Origin of the sequence: Gynurincola endophyticus, assembly GCF_003991195.1 — a bacterium.
GTDB classification, from domain to species: domain Bacteria; phylum Bacteroidota; class Bacteroidia; order Chitinophagales; family Chitinophagaceae; genus Gynurincola; species Gynurincola endophyticus.
Window position 1 is genome coordinate 1 of record NZ_RCWL01000005.1, and the last position, 20,913, is coordinate 20,913.

Below are 20,913 nucleotides of genomic sequence, written 5' to 3' on the forward strand. Positions count from 1 at the left end.
ACTCGCGCCGGATTGTATCCGGTGTGAATAGAATACTACTTTTCAAGTGAAAAAATCTGATCAGTTAATAATGACAGGTTGAATGTCAGTCATTATTTTTTATTTGATAGGATAAATGGTATATTTTGGACAATTTTTATTTTTCAATATTATTTCGTATCTCATTAAGAATTCAAGCGTAATAGTTTAACTCCGACCAAAATTTACAAGATTAGCGATGGTGGATTATTTTTCAGAGTGGTATGCAGGGCATCAGCAGTAATGCTTTAGGGTTTGGAGCTCCGGATAATCAGTTAAGATTTAACAATCAAGAAGATCAACTCAAAGAGTTCCGCAATGGCATTTGTGTATGTCCCCAATAAGTCAGGCACTATAGCAGATTTTAGGTATAGGCATACAGCAAAAAAAACGCTCCCGAAATGGCAGGAGCGTCTATTCTATTAATATACGAAAAAAAATGATATTTTAAATTTTTCCCAAGTTGTTGATTTTTAATTACTTGGGTTTATACTTGCTTTCCATAAATAAATCTTCAGGATCTTTCTTCAATAAATCTTCCAGTTTGGTGTCGGGAAATTTAGCCATGTATGCTCTCACAATTTGCCTTCCTACAAATAATCCTATATATCCGGGTGAACCGTCACCCAGTTCAGGTGTATTCGGTCCTTCATTTAAGTAACCGCGAAGGCGGTTTACATCCTGGTTATAGAGTAAATCGTTTTTAATAAAGAAGTTCCAGATCAGGCCCTCATTTTTAATACAACCGTTTAATTGAGACTCGGTATATCCTAACTTCAGCGTATCAGAGGTATGCGGAAGAAAAAGGTCGAGCAGGTACAATTTTTTTCCTTTTTCAACCATCTGTGCTACCAGGTTGTTTTTGTTGTTTTGACCGGGGTAGATATCGTCTGCAATATTCTTCAAAGCATTTACCGGAATATAGTCTGGTGTATACCTTCTGGAAAGGTAAGTCGGATACAGAAGAAGTCCCATTTCGGAATGATACATGTGATAATCAGCTCCCAGATGTAGCTGAAGCCCTACGCCTAATCCGGATTGAGTAATAATATCACCGTAGATGCTGGTTCCTGCTTCAAAAAAGGCATCCATCGGTCCGATAAAAGTAAACAGTTGCTCAGGAAGAGTATAGTCGGGAAAATAATATTTAACGTATTTTAAACCTTGTTGGATATCTTTTTGATACGATGACATATCCTTAAACTTCGCCTGTGCATCCTGATAAACGGGGTGATAATCAGTGATGAACTTTTTGATCAGCTGAAACATCTCCTGTTCAGATAAACGATTGTTAATGCCCAGAATGCCAAAGAGATAATCTCCTAAAAAATCAGGATATTTTTGTCTGAGCACCTCTAACTGTTGTGTTAACTGAAGGGTATCGAGCTGAAAGAAATCTTGATCAAACCGTTGAACGGTTAAGGGAGCTTCAATGTGGCTTACATCGGGGGCTTTATTGCCACCGCAAGCGTACAAAAAAATCAGACTGGCGAATAGGATCTTTCTCATTTGAATGATAAAACGTTCTATGTGGAAAAATGTTGTTATTGAGATACGGTCCGCATAAAGTTAATAAGCTTTCTTGTAAATTTGTGGAATATGAAAATTGCTATAGCACAACAGAATTATATTATTGGTGATTTTGAGGGAAATGCTCAAAAAATGATCGATGCGATTCATACGGCAAAAGAGGCCGGTGCTTCGTTGGTGGTTTTTTCTGAATTAAGTGTTTGCGGCTACTCTCCCGGCGATTTGCTGGAATACGATTCTTTTATCGAAGCCAGTAATGCGGCTATCGATCAGATTAAAGTGCATGCAGACACGATCGGGGTATTGGTGGGCGCACCTCAACGTAATAAAGTGATTCAGGGTAAGGATTTATATAATGCTGCCTGGTTTCTTTATGAAGGGGAAGTGAAACAGGTATTTCAAAAAACACTGCTGCCTACTTATGATGTGTTTGATGAATATAGATATTTCGAGCCGGCGGGTGAATGGAATATATTAGAATATAAAGGAAAAAAAATAGCCGTAACGATTTGTGAAGATATCTGGAACCTGCAGGATAATCCGTTGTATAAAACCAATCCGATGGATCATTTACAAAAGTACCATCCTTCATTGCTGGTGAATTTATCTGCATCACCTTTTGATTATGATCATCAGTTAGACAGGATAGAGGTACTTACGCAAAATGTTCGTCAATACAAGGTTCCGGTTATTTACTGTAATGCGGTTGGTGCACAAACAGAAATATTATTTGACGGCGGTAGTATGGCTATGAATGCGAAAGGTAAAATCGTATCGCAACTACAGTTCTTCGAAGAAGATTTTGCTATTGTAGATCTCAATGATCAGGGATGGAATGAAGCTCCTGAAGAATTTGATACAGCTGATGAAAGAGTATCGGCATATGATGATCCGGCTAAGGTAAATGAATATCTCGTTCACGGAGATAATATTCAGGAAATTCACGATGCGCTGATCATGGGTGTGAGGGACTATTTTCATAAAATGGGTTTTAAAAAAGCCATTCTGGGGTCAAGTGGCGGAATTGACAGTGCGGTAACACTGGCGCTGGCTGCAAGAGCTATCGGCGCTGAAAATATAACAGCTATTCTCATGCCTTCTGAATATAGTTCAACCCACTCAGTGGAAGATGCGGTTTTACTGAGTGAAAAACTGAAAAATCCGTATCATATTCTGGCGATTAAAAACATTTACGATAGCTTCTTAACAACGCTCGAACCTTTATTTAAAGGATTACCTTTTTCATTAGCAGAAGAGAATATTCAAAGCCGTAGCAGAGGTAACCTTTTAATGGCAGTTGCTAATAAATTTAATTATATTTTACTGAACACTTCAAATAAAAGTGAACTGTCAACCGGCTATGGAACTTTATACGGAGATATGGCGGGAGGTATCAGTGTATTAGGAGATGTTTATAAAACGCAGGTATATGCTTTGGCGGAATATATCAATAAGGAGGAAGAGATTATTCCCGTTAACATCATTACTAAAGCACCAAGTGCCGAGTTAAGGCCTGATCAGAAAGACAGTGACAGTTTACCGGAATATGATATACTCGATAAAGTTTTATATCAATATATTGAACGGAAGAAAAGTGTGAAAGAAATTACTTCATTAGGAATTGAAAGAAGCCTGGTGGAGCGGATCGTTCGGATGGTAAATGTAAATGAATACAAACGAAAACAGTTTTGCCCGATTTTAAGGGTATCAGATAAGGCTTATGGCGTGGGGAGAAGAATTCCTGTAGTGGCAAAATTTCAGTACTAAAATTTTATGTTCATATAAAAAATACCCGGATAATACCGGGGATTTTTTATAAAGTTGTTTAGAAAGCAAATTGTTAAATAGGTTATCTGCAGATTCCACTTTTATCTTACTCTTTTTAAAGTTGCTCTCGCAGCTTTATCTTCAAATGAAACTTTGAGTACCAGCTCTGCATCAGAATTGCTTACAATTTCACCCTGAAATAATGTGTTACTGGTGATTTGGTCTCCATCTACAGTATAAGTACCGCTATATATGTATTGTGATTCACATTCGTTAGAAGGGTCTGTGGTTGATATCCGGCCATCTTTAAACTCAATAATTATGTTTCTCTCACATTCGTTAATTAGAACGGTCATATCTGTCCATACCGGACCTGTAGAAAATTCAATTTTTGAAAGATTATATTTTCCTTCCAGCTGAGCAACCACTTCGTCTTTATCGTCTTTGGAACAGCTGAAAGCAAAAATGAAAATTGTTAACGAAAGGTAGCAGAGGTTCAGAAATTTTCTCATAGAAATAAAATTTTATTAATCTAAAACGGTAAATCGGTATGAATAGTATGTAAGGTAAATCAAGGGTTTGACAATAAAGAATTCTGTGTATATAAAATTCTTTTAGTAATTTGTAAATCGTTCATAACTTGGCATTTACTTTGATTCCAAAATACATCGAAATATATTAAGAAATGACGATGTCATCAACCGAAATACAGCAATTAAGCGAGCAGATAAAGGGCCATTCGTCCTTCTTACAAAAATTAAAAAGTGAAACCTCAAGAGTGATCATCGGTCAGGAATATATGATTGACCGTTTATTGATCGGGTTACTCAGCAATGGTCATATTTTGCTGGAGGGGGTTCCCGGCTTAGCTAAAACTTTAGCAATTAAGTCTTTGGCAAATACGCTGGGAGGTAAGTTCAGCAGAATTCAGTTTACTCCTGACCTCTTACCGGCAGATCTTGTAGGTACTATGATTTACAATCAGCCGAAAAATGAGTTTGTAGTAAGGAAAGGGCCGGTATTTGCGAACTTCGTATTAGCCGACGAAATTAACCGTGCTCCGGCGAAAGTGCAAAGTGCGCTGTTGGAAGCAATGCAGGAGCGGCAGGTAACTATTGGAGAAAACACTTACACGCTGGAACAACCTTTTTTAGTGTTGGCAACACAAAACCCATTAGAGCAGGAGGGAACATATCCTTTGCCTGAGGCACAGCAAGACCGTTTTCTGATGAAAGTAGTGGTTGATTATCCATTGCGTTCAGAAGAAAAAATGATTATCCGGCAGAATGTAAGTGCTGCTGCATTTCCTCAAACGCATCAGGTTGTTCAACTCGAAGATATTCTTAAAGCACGCGATCTGGTAAAAAAGATTTATATCGATGAAAAAATAGAAGACTATATTCTTGATATCATTTTTGCTACCAGAACACCGGCTAAATTTAACCTGACTGAAATAGCGCCCTATATAAGTTATGGTGGTAGCCCCAGAGCGAGTATCAGTTTGGCACTGGCCGCAAAAGCCGTAGCTTATCTCGAAGGCCGCGCTTTTGTAACTCCCGAAGATGTTCAATCGATCGCATTAGATGTACTAAGACACCGTATCGGATTAACTTACGAAGCGGAAGCTGAAAACCAGTCAATCGAATTGATTATAGAAAAAATTATTCGTACGATACCTGTTCCATAATGGCTACTACTGAAGAAATATTAAAGAAAGTCAATGAACTGGAGATTAAAAGCAAAAGATTAACCCGCCATTTATTCAAAGGCGAATATCATTCTGCTTTTAAAGGCAGAGGTATGCACTTTAAAGAAGTGCGTGAATATGAAGCGGGCGATGATATCCGTTTCATTGACTGGAATGTTTCTGCCAGATTAGGCCATCCTTACAGCAAAGTATTTGAAGAAGAACGTGAACTAACGGTCATGCTGGTAGTGGATGTAAGTGCCAGCTTTTTCTTTGGTACTCAGGGAATGCAAAAAAATGAAATGATTGCGGAAATGGCAGCAGTGCTGGCGTTTGCAGCAATCAGTAATAATGATAAAGTAGGTCTTTTACTTTTCTCTGATGTGGTAGAGAAGTATATTCCTCCCAAAAAAGGTCGTAACCATGTTTTACATATTGTAAGAACGTTGCTGACTTACCAACCCAAATCTACCGGAACAAATTTGCAGGAAGCATTAAGAAAACTAAATGCTTATACAAAACATGAAAGTATATGTTTTTTGCTGACTGATTTTTTTGCTGACAACTATCTTGACACTTTAAAAGCATCTGCTCAAAAACATGATCTGATCGGTATTAACCTTTATGATAGTTTTGAATGCCATTTGCCTGATATCGGCTGGATAGAATTATACGATGCTGAATCGAAGGCATATGTACTGATTAACTCAGGTGATCAGGAGCAACGTCGTCAATGGTTTCAAACTTATTTTGACAGAGAGCAAAAAGTGAAACAACAAATGTTACAGGCCGGTGCTGACTATCTTCATATTAATACCAATGAAGACTATGTAAAAAAACTGCATCAGTTTTTCCGAAAAAGACATAAAAAATGATGAAGCACTGGATGAAATATATTTTTTTGATGATGATATTGTGTTATACAAAGCTTTGTACAGCACAATACATGATTAATACCGGTGTTGATAAAACCGCAGTATTTGTAGGTGATTTTATTCATTTTACAGTACAGGCGGTCGGTCCTTCAAATGCTGCAATAGCACTTCCTAAAATCGACAGTATTCCTCATTTTGAAATTGTATCGGTAAAACCTGTTGATTCAGTTATAACGACTAATAATAAACGTATCGAGCAGGAATATACATTAATCAGCTTTGATACCGGAACTTTTACTATTCCGGAATATGAGTTTATTATCAACAGGCAAAAGTCTTACTCAGATCCGATTCAGCTGAAGGTGCAATTCAGCCCCCAGGATGTAAGCGGGGAATATAAAGATATACATAATATAGAGGCTGTTCCGCCGCCACCCTCAAAATTCTGGTGGTGGTTCAGCGGAGCGATTATTGTCATTGCACTGATTATTTTCTTGTTGAATCAGATAAAGAAAAAACCGGTTGCTCCGAAAATTACGAACTTATCTTCTTATGAAGAAGCTATCAAACAATTACAACAGTTAAGAAATCATCACCAGCCGCAAGCCGCAGAATATCAGGTGTTGGTGAACATATTGAGAGGTTATCTGGTGGCAACACAAGGATTTTCCGCTACCGGACAAACCTACGCACATTTATATCGTTTTGTACAGAATCTGAAAATTTCACTGGAGCATATTAATGCTTTGAAAGGAACATTAAATGCTGCCAGTGTGAGTGTGTTTGCATTGAAAAAGCAGAACGACGAACAGTGGCAGAATGATATTAATAATATATCAAACATTATTATACAACTCAACGCAAATAAAATTTAATCTTGTTATATAACTGGTTCTCGCATATTAGTTTTTTACATCCTTATTTTTTTGTTTTATTGCTGATTATACCGGTAGTAATTTATTGGTATGTATATGTGTCTGCTAATCAAAAAACCGGTATCACTTCAAGCAGGGTGATTCAGGTAAATAAAAACTGGAAATACTATTTGTGGCATCTGCCATTTATATTCAGAATACTGGCTTTGTTGTGCGTGATTATTGCTCTGGCAAGACCACAATTGAGAAATGCGGAAGAGTTTAAAACCGGTGCCGGTATTGACATCATTCTTTGTATGGATGTAAGTGGTAGTATGTTTGAAAAAGACCTTGTGCCGAATCGACTGGAAGCGTCTAAAAAAGTGGCCATGGAATTTGTTGAGAAAAGACCTACAGACCGTATTGGGTTAGTAAAATTCTCGCGTGAAGGATTTGCCTTAGTGCCGCTTACAACAGATCATAATCTGGTGGTGACCCAGATAGCCATTATTGAAAAAGGAGTATTGGATGACGGTACCGCCATTGGTGATGGTTTAGGCGTAAGTATTGATCGCTTACGTCAGGCAACAGGTAAGTCGAAAATTATAGTTTTGCTTACTGACGGAGCTGATCAGGGTGGTTTGATTGATCCGTTAACCGCAGTGGAAATGGCCAAAAGTTTTGGTATTAAAATATATACTGTTGGGGTTGGAAGCAAAGCGCAAACCATACAAAGAGAACCGTCAGCCAGCGGTAGTAAAGTGAGTGAACCAATTAATGAAGAGTTATTAAGCCGCATTTCTAATGAAACAGGTGGTCTGTATTTCAGAGCAACTGACAATGCCAGTCTTTCTTCTATATATAATGAGATCAATCAATTAGAAAAATCACCTTACGAAGTGAAAACCTTTACCAGAGTACGCGAAATGTTTTTTCCGTGGGCTGTGGCAGCCGTGGTATTGTTATTTCTCGAACTGTTACTTAGAACAACCTTCCTTAAAAAATTACCTTAGATTTATATTGTAACTTTGAACAATAATATTTTTTGAATGAAAGGAGTCGTGTATAAGTCTACCGGTAGTTGGTATGTAGTAAAAGGTGAAGACCAGCAGTTTTACAATGCCCGTATTAAAGGAGTATTTAAAATTGATGGAATAACTTCCACCAATCCTATTGCGGTAGGTGATCACGTTGAAGTTAAAACTGATGACGGTGACACGATGATTGTTGAGATCTATCCCCGCAGAAATTATATCAACCGCAAATCGCCGGCTAATAAACATCTTCACCATATTATTGCTGCCAACATTGACCAGTCATTGTTGTTTGCAACACTGAAAAACCCAAAAACCTCTTCAGGATTTATAGACCGGTTTCTGGTAACAGCTGAAGCTTATCATGTGCCGGCGATAGTAGTGTTTAATAAAATTGATATATACAAAGAAAAAGAACTGGCCCTGCTTGAATTTTTGTCTGAGCTGTATACTGCCATCGGATACCGGGTTTTTAAGGTTTCCGTACAAACGCAGGAGGGTGTGGAGGAATTGAAAGAAGCGTTAAAGGGTAAAACTACGCTGGTAAGCGGACATTCCGGCGTTGGAAAATCCAGCTTTTTAAATCTTCTTGACGCCGGGCTGGGCTTAAAAACGATGGAAGTAAGCGGATGGAGCGGTAAAGGGATGCACTCCACCACTTTTGCGGAAATGTTTGATATCGACGATCATACTAAAGTAATTGATACACCCGGTATGCGTGAATTCGCACTGGTAGATATTTCTAAGAATGAACTGTCACATTATTTTCCTGAAATGAGGCCTTTTCTGCCCGATTGCCAGTTTAATAATTGTTTACACATTAACGAGCCTAACTGTGGCATACAGCGGGCAGTGCTGGATGGTAAAATCACTGAAGAGCGCTTCGGAAGTTATTATTCAATTTTAGAAACGATTGAAGATAAAAAGTGGAAATAAAAAAACATCCCGAAAAATCGGGATGTTTAGCTCAAAAGTGTACGGATTGTATTGAGTAAAGACTTTATAAAAATTCTGTATTACAATTGCAATTTGTTTGCCAGTTCTTTTTTCGATCAGAATCGAATCAATATAATAACGAGCATTAGGTTTGATTTATTATTCAACCACCTCCCGATTTTTATATTATTTTGGCTATCAATTACATATTTTTTTCTATTATTTGTTCCTGTACCCAGCCGGAATACATAATATAGTTGTTGGCAATGCGGTTAATTTCGCCTTCTACATGTTTTGCATCAACTTTTTTAACCATTTTAGCCGGAACGCCGGCCCAGATAGTTCCCTCCGGAACATGTGTTCCTTCTAGAATAACTGCCCCGGCAGCAATAATGCAATTGCTTTCGATAACGGCATTGTCCATCACAATTGCACCCATACCGATTAAAACATTGTCGTGTACGGTGCATCCGTGCACGATAGCGTTATGCCCTACTGATACATTGTTTCCCAGATAAGTTTTGGTACGCTCGTAAGTACAGTGTACGCAGGCGCCATCCTGGATATTTACTTTATTGCCCATTTCAATGCTGTTTACATCACCTCTGATAACTGCATTAAACCAAATGGAGCATTCATTACCCATTTTCACATCTCCAATAATAGTTGCATTAGGGGCTATAAAACAGTTTTCTCCAAATAAAGGCTTTTTATCTTTTATCGGTAAGATAATCGGTTGCTGCATATCTATGAATTTAACAACAAATATCGTTGATTTTCAGAAAGGCACTCTACTTTTGTGGAATGAATCAACGTAGTTTATTTTTGAAGCATGTGGCTCAAACATCCCCCGCCCCACTGGCTCTGGAGATTATAAAAGCTAAAGGAACAAAGCTATTTGATACAAACGGTAAAGAATATCTGGATCTGATTGCCGGTATCAGTGTTTGTAATGTAGGGCATACACATCCTAAAGTAGTGAATGCCATAAAAAAACAAGTTGACCAGTATATGCACCTGCTGGTATATGGTGAGATTGTTGAAACTCCACAGGTGCAGTATGCAAAACTTTTATCAGACTTATTACCGAATAGTTTAAATAGCGTTTTTTTTACCAATTCAGGTGCAGAAGCTACGGAAGGAGCTTTAAAACTGGCAAAAAGATACACCGGGCGTACGCAGATTATTGCTTTTAATAAAAGTTATCATGGTTCTACACATGGTGCACTGAGTGTAATGGGAGATGAATATTGGAGAAATGCTTATCGCCCTTTACTACCCGATGTATTACACCTGGAATATAACAGCCAGGCTGCTATTCAGTCTATTTCTAAAAAAACAGCCTGTGTGATTATGGAAACGGTACAGGCAGAAAGGGGGGTGTATGCTCCTGATAAAAAATGGATCAAAGCCCTGGCAAAAAGATGTAAAGAAACAGGCACACTCCTGATCATGGATGAAATTCAAACCGGTTTTGGAAGAACCGGTGAAATCTTCGGGTTTAAAAAATTTAAGGTAACTCCGGATATCGTATTGCTCGGAAAAGCACTCGGTGGTGGAATGCCGTTAGGAGCATTCGTTTCTGATAAAAAGATAATGTCATCATTAACCGAAAATCCTGTATTGGGGCATATTACTACTTTCGGGGGACATCCGGTAAGTTGTGCCGCAGGTATGGCTGCTACGAAAGTGTTGGTGAAAGAAAACCTTCTGGATAAGGTGAAAGAAAAAGAATTGATGTTTCATGAAATGTTGATTCATCCGAAAATCAAGGTAATACGAAGTGTTGGGTTATTATTGGCTGTTGAATTTCATGATGAAGCCATTTGCCATAAAGCAATTGCAAAACTGATTGAGAATGGATACCTGACTGATTGGTTTTTATTTGCACCGCAATGTTTAAGAATTGCCCCTCCATTAGTCATTACAAAAAAGGAAATCAAAAGTTTCTGTAAAGAGCTGTTGAGTATACTCGATGATTTACAATCAGATACTTTCAATAAAAAGAAAGATTAAGCCGTTAATCAACTTTTTTGTGAAATGCTGTACAAATAATTAGTAATTTGACTTTACTCAAAACTAATTATTTATGCGGCATTTTTTGTTTTCCACTTTCATCCTGATTTTGGGTTTGTCGGGCTTTGCTCAACTTAAACAAGATTCCACATTTACCTATACCCGATTTTCGGGTCTCCCGCTAAAAGCATCCAGAGTAATTAATTTTACTACACAGGAAGGTACCTGGATATCACTGGACGTAAGTCCGGACGGAAAAACCATTGCGTTTGACCTGTTAGGTGATATTTACACGATGCCGATTACCGGCGGTGAAGCTACTCCTGTTACAAAGGGGTTGGCGTATGACCTGAAACCGCGCTTCTCTCCTGACGGAAAAAAGATCTTATTTATATCTGACCGTTCAGGATCGGATAATGTATGGTACATTGATTTCGAGCATAAAGATACAATACAGGTAACGAAGGATCCTTCATTCAATCATTTCAGTGCAGTATGGAGCAAAGATGGAAAATATATTGTTACCTCTAAAGGAAAGATGTTACCGCAGTTACATATTGTAAATATTGGCGGAGGTGCGGGAATGGCTATACCCAAACAAACACTTAAACATATAGATCCTTTTTTCAGCGCTGATGGAAAATGGTTGTATACATCTACCAGATCCCGCCCCTGGGATTATAATGCGGCTTTTCCACAGTATTCCATTATGGCCTATAATTTTGATAAAGACGAATGGAAAGTTATAGCGTCGAGATACGGATCAGCATTTTCACCGGTTCTCTCGCCAGACGGAAAATGGATGGTATATGCATCAAGATATGAAACAGAAACAGGACTGGTTTTGAGAGAGTTGAAAACAGGCGTGGAGAAATGGTTGGCTTATCCTGTTCAACGCGATGATCAGGAGTCGATCGCTAACTTTGGCACTATGCCTGGTATGGCGTTTACACCAGATAATCAGTTCTTACTGGCGTCTTATGGAGGAAAGATTTATAAAATCAATATAGCTTCCGGTGTTTCTACCGAAATTCCTTTTAAAGTAAATGTTGCTTTAGAAGTAGGAGCTCCGTTAGAGTTTAAATACCCGGTAAAAGATACCTCACACGCCCTCGTTACTCAAATCAGAGATGCCGTTTCTTCTCCGAATGGTAAACAACTGGCATTTACAGCTATGAATCGTTTGTATGTGATGGATTATCCTAACGGAACTCCCAGACGTTTAACCACTAATGAGTTTTCGGAAGCACAGCCAACCTGGACGAATGATGGCCAGCATCTCATCTTTACCACCTGGAATGGGAAAGAAGGACATTTGTATAAAGCCAGTGTAAACGGAAAAATAAATGTTCAGAAAATTACGAAAGAATCTGCTTACTATTTACATCCTTCCTTCGACTTTAATAATAATAGAATCGTTGCAATTAAAGTTCCGGCTGTAGATTTTCAGGAGTCTGTTGAAAGCTATGTAAACGGCTCCCGGGGAGAAATAGCCTGGTGGCCACTTGAAGGAGGTGATGCTACAACAATTATTAATAATGCTTCTTATATAAAACCACATTTTGTAGAAGGTGTGAAAGAAAGAATTTATTTTAATCAATATGGTTCATTGGTTTCTATGCGCTATGACGGAACCGATATAAAAACACACCTGAAAGTTACCGGAAAAGCGGTGGCAGGAATGATGCACGCAGACGATCATAGTCATGCCGGGTTATACTGTATACTAACAGAAAAAGCTGCTGAAGCGATGGAAGCTAATACTGCTTCTTCTGCCAGCGAAGTGATTATTTCGCCCAAAGGAGACCTGGCTATTGCTAAAATATTAAGTGATGTTTATTACCTCGAAATTCCTTTACTAAAATCTGCTGTTGATATCAGTTTTCAGGCAAATGGAAATTCATCATTTCCTTCTAAAAAACTTACGAAAATAGGAGGCGAATTTCCTTCCTGGTCAAGAGACGGAAAAGAAATTCACTGGACCATCGGAAACGGTTATTTTGTTTACCATCTGGATAGTGCAAAGAAATTCGATGACAGTGTAAAACTTGCCAGGAAGATAGAAAAAGAAAAGGCTGCCCTTAAAGATACTACGCAGAAAGAAACAGTTAAAAAAGACACCACGAAAAAAGACTCAGCCAGGCTGCTGGCAAAAACAAATTTTGAATCGGATGAATATCAGATAAAAGTTTATTATAAACGAGATCAGCCTAAAGGGATAGTACTGTTGAAAGGCGCAAGGCTTATTACAATGAACGGTAATGAGATTATTGAATCGGGAGATATTCTTATTGAAAATAACCGTATTAAAGCAATTGGCAAAACCGGTACGCTTACAGTACCCAAAAATGCAAAAGTGGTTGACGTAACCGGACGAACAATCGTTCCTGGATTTGTTGATACGCATGCACATATGTGGCCGAATCGTGAAGTTTTTAAAAATCAGGTTTGGATGTATGCGGCTAACCTTGCTTACGGTGTAACTACTACACGTGATCCGCAAACAGCTACTACTGATGTATTAACCTATGGTGATATGGTGGAGGCGGGTAATATACTCGGCCCCAGGATCTATTCAACCGGACCGGGTGTGGGATTCTGGATGTATGATATTCAGGATTCAACAGAAGCATCCGAAGTATTAAAACAATACTCTAAATATTATAATACAAAGTATATTAAAATGTATCTGACCGGAACCCGGAAAGTTCGTCAATGGATATTGGATGCATGTAGAGCGCAGGCTTTGTTGCCAACTACAGAAGGAGGTTTAAATATTAAATTGAATCTTACAAACCTGATAGACGGATATCCCGGCCATGAACATTCTTTTCCGATTTATCCGATTTACAGAGATGTCAACTATGTGATTGCACAAATGAAAATGGCAGTAACACCAACTTTACTGGTAAGCTACGGAGGCCCTTGGGCGGAAGAATATTACTATAGCACCGAAAATGTATTCGGTGATAAAAAACTGAGAAGCCTTACTCCCTACGAAGAGTTGGCTAATAAATCAAGAAGAAGGAAGTTCTGGGCGATGAAAGAAGAACATGTGTTTACTAAACATGCGGCTACTATGAATGATATCGTAAAAGAAGGAGGATGGGTAGGAATAGGGAGCCACGGTCAGTTACAGGGGCTCGGTTACCACTGGGAATTGTGGAGTATACAAAGCGGGGGAATGACTAATCACGATGCGTTAAAAACAGCAACCATTCTGGGAGCAAATGCATTGGGCCTTGCGAATGACCTCGGTTCACTCCAGGTCGGAAAACTTGCTGATTTAATTATTCTGGATAAAAATCCGTTAGATGATATACGGAATACAAATTCAATCAGACAAGTTATGAAAGACGGAAGGTTGTACGATGGTAATACCTTACATCAAACCTATCCGGATAATGTGAAGTTTTTAAATCAGGAATGGTACGAACAGACACCCATAAGAAATACCAGTTTAAAATAAATAAAGAGGCAATGTTTACATTGCCTCTTTATTTATAAGAGTATGTTATAGAGTGGGATATGAATTAGGATAATTGAATATGAAAAGGAATGTATCCCGGAAATAGAATAAGTGATCAACGGTTGATAATTGAGTTCGGAAATGTAACGATCATTGCGTAAATTTAGAGACACATAATAACTGTTAATCATGAGAAAATATTACGGACTTTTATTATTACTGACCATCGTCTTCGTGGGCTGTAATGATAAGTATGAAATTACTCCTTCAAAACCAGAGCCCGGACAATTGGTAAAGATTCATTTACCTGAATCAAAAACAACATTAAGTGCTGCTGATAGCATTTATGCTTATGTTTATGCTATTAAGGAGAATACAAAAAACGATGAAGTAATTGATGTGTTCTTAACCAGAAAAGATAAAGCATTTGATGGGGAGTTTACTATACCTGCTGATGCGGTGGCCGTATATGTTCATTTTGAAGCTAAAGATGAGATAGATAATAACGAAGGAAAAGGATACGGTTTTACATTATATAAAGATGGAAAAGAACTGTCTAACTCAAAGTTGTATCTGTTGGCAACAATGAGAGCAAACTCTTATTACTGGAATGAGCATTCATTCATTCCCGGATTATTTTCTGACTTTAAGCAAACATATCAACAACATGGTACAGCATGGAGTACTAAAGATTTGTTGAAGTATTACACTACATATACAAGAGTAGCAGATAAAGTAGATACTGCTTATCAGCTTAAGTTGTTACAGGAATTAGCTGACAAAAATGATCTCACTCAAACTGAAGCAAGCAGCGTAAGAGAGAATTTTAAATTGTTGGGTGATACAACGGTTCATGAAAATCTGAATAAACTGATTGGTGATTTTGATCCGCAAAATCCTGCCGCAAATGTTGTATGGACATTGTATGACTTAAAAACTGCAGATGAAAAAGATGCCATGCTGAAATCAATAATGGATACTATCAGACCAGAGTTAAAGAAAGAAGATGATTTCCAATATATGCTTTTCTATACCGGCCTTGCATATGTAAACGAAGGAAAATTTGAAAAAGCAAAATCATACGAACAGTATTTTGAGAACGCTGCTTTGAAAAATCAGGTTAATAACCAGATCATCAATAAAATAACCGGTAAGGATTATAAAATGACTACTGCCGATGACGCGCTGATAAATTCTATTATTAATACACCGGTGGGTAAAGAAAGTGTGAAACGTGCGAATACTGATTCGTATAATATGTATCAAAAGCAAATTAAGAATGCGTCTTCCGCACAATTACTTAATAAAGCAAAGTATCTTGATAAAACAGGTAAAACTGATGAGGCGAATGCAATATTCGGTCAGTTAGCTGCAGATGACTATAGTTTCTGGGGTTACGGGGAACGTTATTTCAATCTATTGATTGACAAGGGTGAATATGCAAAAGCTACAGACTTATGGAAACAAATGAGAAAAAATTCGTTTGTAAATGATCAGGTTGATTCTGCACTGAAAGCAAAATTCGCAGAAGGCCTGGTAACCGGCACCACCTGGGAAGAGTTGGAAAAAACAACCAATGCTGATATTACCGAAAAATCGAAAGAGAAAATTTTAAAACATTTTACCAGTATTCCTGCACCGAAGTTTGAATTAACCGACCTGAAAGGTAATCCGGTGAACTTCGATCAGTATAAAGGTAAAAAATTAATGATTGACTTTTGGGCTACCTGGTGCGGGCCTTGTATTGCGTCATTCCCGGAAATGAAGCAATTGCAGGAGCATTTTGCCAAAGCTGATACCACTGTTCAATTCTTATTTGTTTTAACACTCGAGCGTGGTGAAAAAGAAGCGTTGATAAAGAACGCTGAAAAGCTGTTAGAAGCGCAGCAGCTACCATTCTTTGTGATTCTGGATCATCCGAGCGGATATGTAAATCAATTTCAGATTTCAGCAATTCCTTGTAAGGTATTTGTTGATCAGAATGGAAACTTCCGTTATAAGTCTATAGGGTATATGAGAGGATACGAAAAGAATTTATCGGATTTTGAAACTATCTTCAGTTTAATGGATAAGAAATAACCTGATTGTATTACTTTATATCTTATCAAAAAAGAGTTCCGTCTAACTGACGGAACTCTTTTTACATTAGTATATTCTGATAGTTGAATGTTAGAATACAAGTCTGAAACTAAAGAATGCGCCGAAGCGTTCTACTTTTTTCACCGGCATCGGAGTAGGAGATACCCGCCAAACAAGATCAAATCTGAATAATTTGAAAATATTGTCTATACCGGTTCCCAGTTCAACGTACACTTTATTGTCGAGTGTTTTAAAGGGATATGGGTTGGTACTGCTAAAATTATAATTGTAGTTTTCGTCTGATAAATTTCCTACTAAAGCTTTCGCTGTCCAGAATTGACGGAGTTTCAGCTTCTTAATACCCGGTACGAATCTGAAAATACTATTACCGAAATTATGTTCAAAATTAATACCTGCATATTCATCATGTATGTACTCAAATCTGTTCATTAAGTTGAAAGCATACCTGTTGTAATAATGTATTTCGTTTCCGGGTGCAATATCCAATAGCATATACGGTAATTTGCCCCAGGTTTTTCCTCCGAAAGCATTGAAATAGATTTCACCAAACGGAGAAATTTTGGTCCAGTCTGAAACACTGAAGCTTAACTTGTCGAAACCATATTGCGAACCTAATACTCCTTTCAATCCTTTGGTATATTTCAATTCAACAATCGGAAATTTACTTCCTAAGCTATACCTCAGATAATCTCCTTCCAGAAACTTTTCCAGGTAAGCATAACGAAGTTTTATTGAAACTTCTGATGAAGAAATGCTGGAGTCTTTGCCCGCAGTTTGGTAATGAACCTGATAAGGTAAATTCATTTTGGGCATAAACTCACGATGTTTCGTATTAATATCAAACCCAAACCCTGATAACCATTCTTTATGAAAGTTAGCTTCGGTTTCTCTTGTCATGAGAAACTTAATCGGAACACCTGTTTTTCTGATTGCCAGGGCGAAGATATTATCCTGAGAGATAGCATCATAATAAGACTGTCCGCGATCAAGGTCATATTTATGTGACACAAAAATCTGTGTTCTCGGGTTTCTGTTTACAATGAACAATCCGTCCAGTTTATATTTAAGTTCTTTGTCTTTAAAGCCATAAGCAAGGTAACCGTGCAGGTATATATTTTTGCTCAGCTCTTTATTGGTTCCTAAATCAAAACGTGTGCGGAAGCCTTCATATTGATTATAGGTCATCCAGTTATACCATGGCCCTATTTCGAACTTGCCTATATTATACCATCCGGTTCCGAGAAAGTACAGCATTTTTGTTGTTCTCTGGAACGAGGGCATTTGTAAAAGAGTATCTATGGTGTGATACAACTTTTGTTCAGACAAACTAAGCGGTTCATGCCGTGCAATGGTCCAGAATTCATCTGATTTTTTGTTGGTTGAATCGGGATAAACAATATCTTCAGCCGTTTGATTGGTTGCAAGCAAAGCCGTTATTGCCGGATCATTAATTTTTATATGTTTATAAGTAGTACTTTTTTTACCAATAGCTGCTAATACTTTTTCGCCGGCAAATGAAAAGTCTACTACAAATTTATCACGGCTTAAGAACCAGGTGGTATCATTTACTAATGAAAATTCCTGAATTAAACTGAGTTTATCAACGTAATTGATATTGGCATTTTTGGCGAGGCGAAGATTTACTTTCTGAACTGCCCAGGTTGTATCATGTACCCATGCATCACCTTCGAAGGTGTTTTCTCCGGGGCGCTTGGGAGTGAAGGTCATATGTATCAGTCTCCTGCCGTTTACGAATTGAGAGTCGAGTACGTGATATTTATAAAACTGATTACCGTTATCACTAAAAGGGCTGACAAAGTTTTTGTCAAATACCGGAATGAAGTTGCTGTATACGTTTACATTCTGCTCCATACCGCCCAGAAACTTATTAATACTCTCATTGTCAACACCGATTGTTTTAGTGCCTTTGAAAACCTCTCTTCTGCGCATGTTGGGGTTTTTCTGATAGTAGTAATCTGAAATAGCTTCGGTTAGATATACGGGTAAAAATACATCTCCTTCCTGTGTAGTGTCAATATTATCAAAAACGAAACTGAAGTTTTTAACGATGGGCATTTTTTCCCATTTACTTCGTTTGATATTCTTGATATCAATTTCGAGTTTGTTGTATAATTCGTAGCTGAAATTATCAAAGCGATACCGGTCGTTTCTGGGTTTCTGCCGAACGATTCGTTTCCACATGTTCAAACCGCGATCTACTTTTGTTCGAACAACGGCTTCCTGCATAAATTTTCCCCGTTCCATTTTAATGAGCAGGGTAAGTGTATCATTCACTGCTCTCTGAACGAGTGACGAATCAATGGCCAGTTTATAATCCTGATAACCTACGTAGGTGATTAAAAGAGTATCCAGCGGCCAGTTCTGAAACCATATACTGAAAGTACCATCGGCTTCGGTAAGTGTTCCTCTTTGCGATCGGATGAGTTCAACTGAAGCGAATGGAATAACTTCTTCACTATGTGCATCTTTAACGATACCCTGAATAAATCTTTGAGCGAAGAGTTGCTCTCCGCTCATACTAAGAACTAATGCCAACAAACAATGTACGAGTTTTCTCAAAGTCAAATAGTTTTTCACAACAATGCTTCCATATAGCTGCTCAAAAATACCGGTTATTTGATCTATTTAAGGCTTTTAAATCGTTAATATCGGTTTTAAGTTAAGAATTAATGGTGTATTTTAGGATAAATTTCAACTTCAATGATCAATTCAGGTTTCTTTAAAGCGTTTAAATATGCTACTAACGGAGTTACTTATTTTTTGCTTCGTGAGAGAAACGCCCGATTCCATCTCTTATCTACAATTTTAGTAGTATCAGCTGGTATGTATTTCCAACTTGCCGCTACCGAATGGTTATTTATTCTATCAGCTATAACAGCAGTTTGGGTTACTGAAATGATCAATACAGCGATTGAAAAAATATGTGATCATGTGACTCAAGAAAAGAATCCTGCAATAAAAGTAATCAAAGACGTGGCTGCCGGGTCTGTACTGATTGCTGCGGTTTATGCCTTGATAACAGGAGCAATCATTTTTATTCCTAAGATACTTTAATGCACTATATTTCTTTAAGTTACTTAATCTACGTATTTTTAAATACATAACTGCACATGATGAAAAAAATCTTTTTTACAGTTGTTATCTTAACTACTGTTATAACAACTCAGGCACAAAAAGAGTTGCAAACGTTTAAAAAAATAAATAAAGAAGTTTTAAAGAACTCTCAGGCGTATGCTACTCTAAAACACTCCGGTGAAACCATCGGGCATCGTTTAACAGGTTCTGCTAACGGTGCTAAAGCCGAGCAGTATGCTTACGATCTGTTTACTAAGTATGGCTTTAAAGATGTTCAATTTCAACCATTTGAAGTGGTGAGCTGGTCGCGCGAATCAGTATCGTTCTCTATCAGAAATAACGGTGTTGAACAAACTTATAAAGCGGTAACACTGGCGCACTCTCCGGTTTCCGTTGATTTGCAGCATGCAGAAATTGTTGATCTAGGAAACGGTTTGGAAGCCGATTATTTGCAAAATCCTGACAAGGCAAAAGGAAAAGTTGTTTTTGCCTCTTTGGGCCTTTTACCTAATTCTCCGGCCGGAACCAAAAACCTTCATCGATCTGAGAAAACAGCTTTAGCGATAAAGTATGGTGCAAAAGGGATTATTCTTTTTAACGGTGTAAAGGGAGGTATCCTTTTAACTGGTACCGCTTCGGTTACCGGTGACTTAATTCCCATTCCTGCTGTGAATATCAGTAACGAAGATGGATGGGTTATTAAAGAATTATTGAATACCCGACCGCTCCAGGTTTCCATTAAGATGAAGAATCATAGCGGACCTATTAAGGCCAGAAATGTAATAGCTACTTTACCCGGTAAAAAATATCCTAATGAAAAAATCGTGATCGGTGGCCACCTTGATAGTTGGGACCTCGCTAACGGAGCTATTGATAATGGCATTGGTTCTTTCTCTATTATTGATATTGCACGAACTTTTAAGGCATTAAATTTAAAAACAGACCGAACGATTGAGTTCGTTATGTTTATGGGTGAGGAGCAGGGATTACTCGGATCAACACATTATGTAGAAAACGCCATTAAGTCTAATACTTTAGAGAATGTAGTATATATGGTAAACTATGATATGGCCGGAAATGCTATCGGGTTTACCGCCGGAGGAAGAAAAGAAGCAGACGCTTTCTTTAAGTCTGTAGGAGAATTGGTAAAACAGGTTGATACAGCTTTCCCTAATCAATCCGGTGCCGGTGGCGCTGGTTTGCATAGCGATCACGAACCTTTTATGCTACAGGGTGTTCCTACGGCAAGCTCTTCAAGCAGAATGGATAGAAAAATTTATGATTGTTACCACGCCGACTGTGATGCCACAAATCTGATTGATCCTTCCTGGATGGTAAATCAGGTAAGATTTGCTTCTATGTTTTTATATGCATTGGCAAATGCAAAAGAATTACCGGCTAAAAAAATGTCTGACGAAGAAACGAAACAATTCCTGATCAATGCTAATCTCAAAGAAGCATTAAAAATTGCCGGTGATTGGAGATGGAATGACTAATAAACAATTAGGAATGGAGAATTAGAAATGAAGAG

The 20,913-nt window shown here is 37.9% G+C and carries 15 protein-coding genes; 11 read left to right on the forward strand and 4 right to left on the reverse strand.

The features are described 5' to 3' along the window. Positions 1-495 precede the first annotated feature (495 nt). Entirely contained in the window at positions 496-1,527 is a 1,032-nt protein-coding gene (gldB, locus tag D9O48_RS10545) for a gliding motility lipoprotein GldB (RefSeq protein ID WP_126972941.1), read from the reverse strand. Between the two features lie 90 nt (positions 1,528-1,617). Between gldB and D9O48_RS10550 the strand changes: the two genes are divergently transcribed. After that, positions 1,618-3,315, forward strand: a complete 1,698-nt coding sequence (locus D9O48_RS10550; RefSeq protein ID WP_126972942.1) for an NAD+ synthase — start codon at positions 1,618-1,620, stop codon at positions 3,313-3,315. 101 nt (positions 3,316-3,416) lie between these two features. Here D9O48_RS10550 and D9O48_RS10555 read toward each other — a convergent pair whose 3' ends face one another. Then, a complete protein-coding gene (locus D9O48_RS10555; protein ID WP_126972943.1) occupies positions 3,417-3,827 on the reverse strand; it encodes a lipocalin-like domain-containing protein in 411 nt (136 codons plus the stop codon). Positions 3,828-4,000: 173 nt separating this feature from the next. On the opposite strand from D9O48_RS10555, the gene D9O48_RS10560 reads away from it, so the two are divergent. Genes D9O48_RS10560 through rsgA form a run of 5 tightly spaced genes read left to right on the forward strand, consistent with a single transcriptional unit; the run spans position 4,001 to position 8,701 of the window. Then, complete coding sequence (locus D9O48_RS10560; RefSeq protein WP_199750559.1) at positions 4,001-5,002, forward strand: AAA family ATPase; 1,002 nt, start codon at positions 4,001-4,003, stop codon at positions 5,000-5,002. Continuing rightward, positions 5,002-5,877, forward strand: coding sequence for a DUF58 domain-containing protein (locus D9O48_RS10565; protein WP_126972945.1), 876 nt, complete (start codon positions 5,002-5,004; stop codon positions 5,875-5,877). Before D9O48_RS10560 ends, D9O48_RS10565 begins: the two co-directional genes overlap by 1 nt. Before the next feature lie 11 nt (positions 5,878-5,888). After that, entirely contained in the window at positions 5,889-6,752 is an 864-nt protein-coding gene (locus D9O48_RS10570) for a protein BatD (protein WP_158624867.1), read from the forward strand. Between the two features lie 2 nt (positions 6,753-6,754). Then, a complete protein-coding gene (locus D9O48_RS10575) occupies positions 6,755-7,744 on the forward strand; it encodes a vWA domain-containing protein (RefSeq protein ID WP_126972947.1) in 990 nt (329 codons plus the stop codon). Between the two features lie 36 nt (positions 7,745-7,780). After that, the gene (rsgA, locus tag D9O48_RS10580) at positions 7,781-8,701 is read left to right on the forward strand and encodes a ribosome small subunit-dependent GTPase A (protein WP_126972948.1); all 921 of its coding nucleotides are present in this window, start codon (positions 7,781-7,783) and stop codon (positions 8,699-8,701) included. Between the two features lie 202 nt (positions 8,702-8,903). On the opposite strand, the gene D9O48_RS10585 is transcribed toward rsgA, so the two are convergent. After that, positions 8,904-9,446: a gamma carbonic anhydrase family protein gene (locus tag D9O48_RS10585; protein WP_126972949.1), complete on the reverse strand. Its 543-nt coding sequence runs from the start codon at positions 9,444-9,446 to the stop codon at positions 8,904-8,906. 59 nt (positions 9,447-9,505) lie between these two features. Between D9O48_RS10585 and D9O48_RS10590 the strand changes: the two genes are divergently transcribed. The 3 genes from D9O48_RS10590 to D9O48_RS10600 all read left to right on the forward strand — a co-directional run bounded on the left by D9O48_RS10590 (position 9,506) and on the right by D9O48_RS10600 (position 16,265). Further along, positions 9,506-10,717 (forward strand): aspartate aminotransferase family protein, encoded by a 1,212-nt coding sequence (locus D9O48_RS10590; protein WP_126972950.1) that lies wholly within the window; start codon positions 9,506-9,508, stop codon positions 10,715-10,717. A gap of 73 nt (positions 10,718-10,790) precedes the next feature. Then, a complete protein-coding gene (locus D9O48_RS10595) occupies positions 10,791-14,186 on the forward strand; it encodes an amidohydrolase family protein (protein WP_126972951.1) in 3,396 nt (1,131 codons plus the stop codon). 189 nt (positions 14,187-14,375) lie between these two features. After that, complete coding sequence (locus tag D9O48_RS10600; protein ID WP_126972952.1) at positions 14,376-16,265, forward strand: TlpA family protein disulfide reductase; 1,890 nt, start codon at positions 14,376-14,378, stop codon at positions 16,263-16,265. A 90-nt stretch (positions 16,266-16,355) separates the two neighbouring features. Here the strand turns inward: D9O48_RS10600 and D9O48_RS10605 are convergent, their stop codons facing one another. Continuing rightward, a complete protein-coding gene (locus tag D9O48_RS10605) occupies positions 16,356-18,866 on the reverse strand; it encodes a DUF5686 family protein (RefSeq protein ID WP_126972953.1) in 2,511 nt (836 codons plus the stop codon). A 141-nt stretch (positions 18,867-19,007) separates the two neighbouring features. Here D9O48_RS10605 and D9O48_RS10610 point away from each other — a divergent pair, with 141 nt between their 5' ends. Beyond that, entirely contained in the window at positions 19,008-19,361 is a 354-nt protein-coding gene (locus D9O48_RS10610) for a diacylglycerol kinase family protein (protein ID WP_126972954.1), read from the forward strand. A gap of 59 nt (positions 19,362-19,420) precedes the next feature. Beyond that, positions 19,421-20,878 carry a M28 family peptidase gene (locus tag D9O48_RS10615; protein WP_126973196.1) on the forward strand — a complete coding sequence of 486 codons (1,458 nt, stop codon included), beginning with the start codon at positions 19,421-19,423 and terminating at the stop codon, positions 20,876-20,878. Positions 20,879-20,913: the final 35 nt, after the last annotated feature.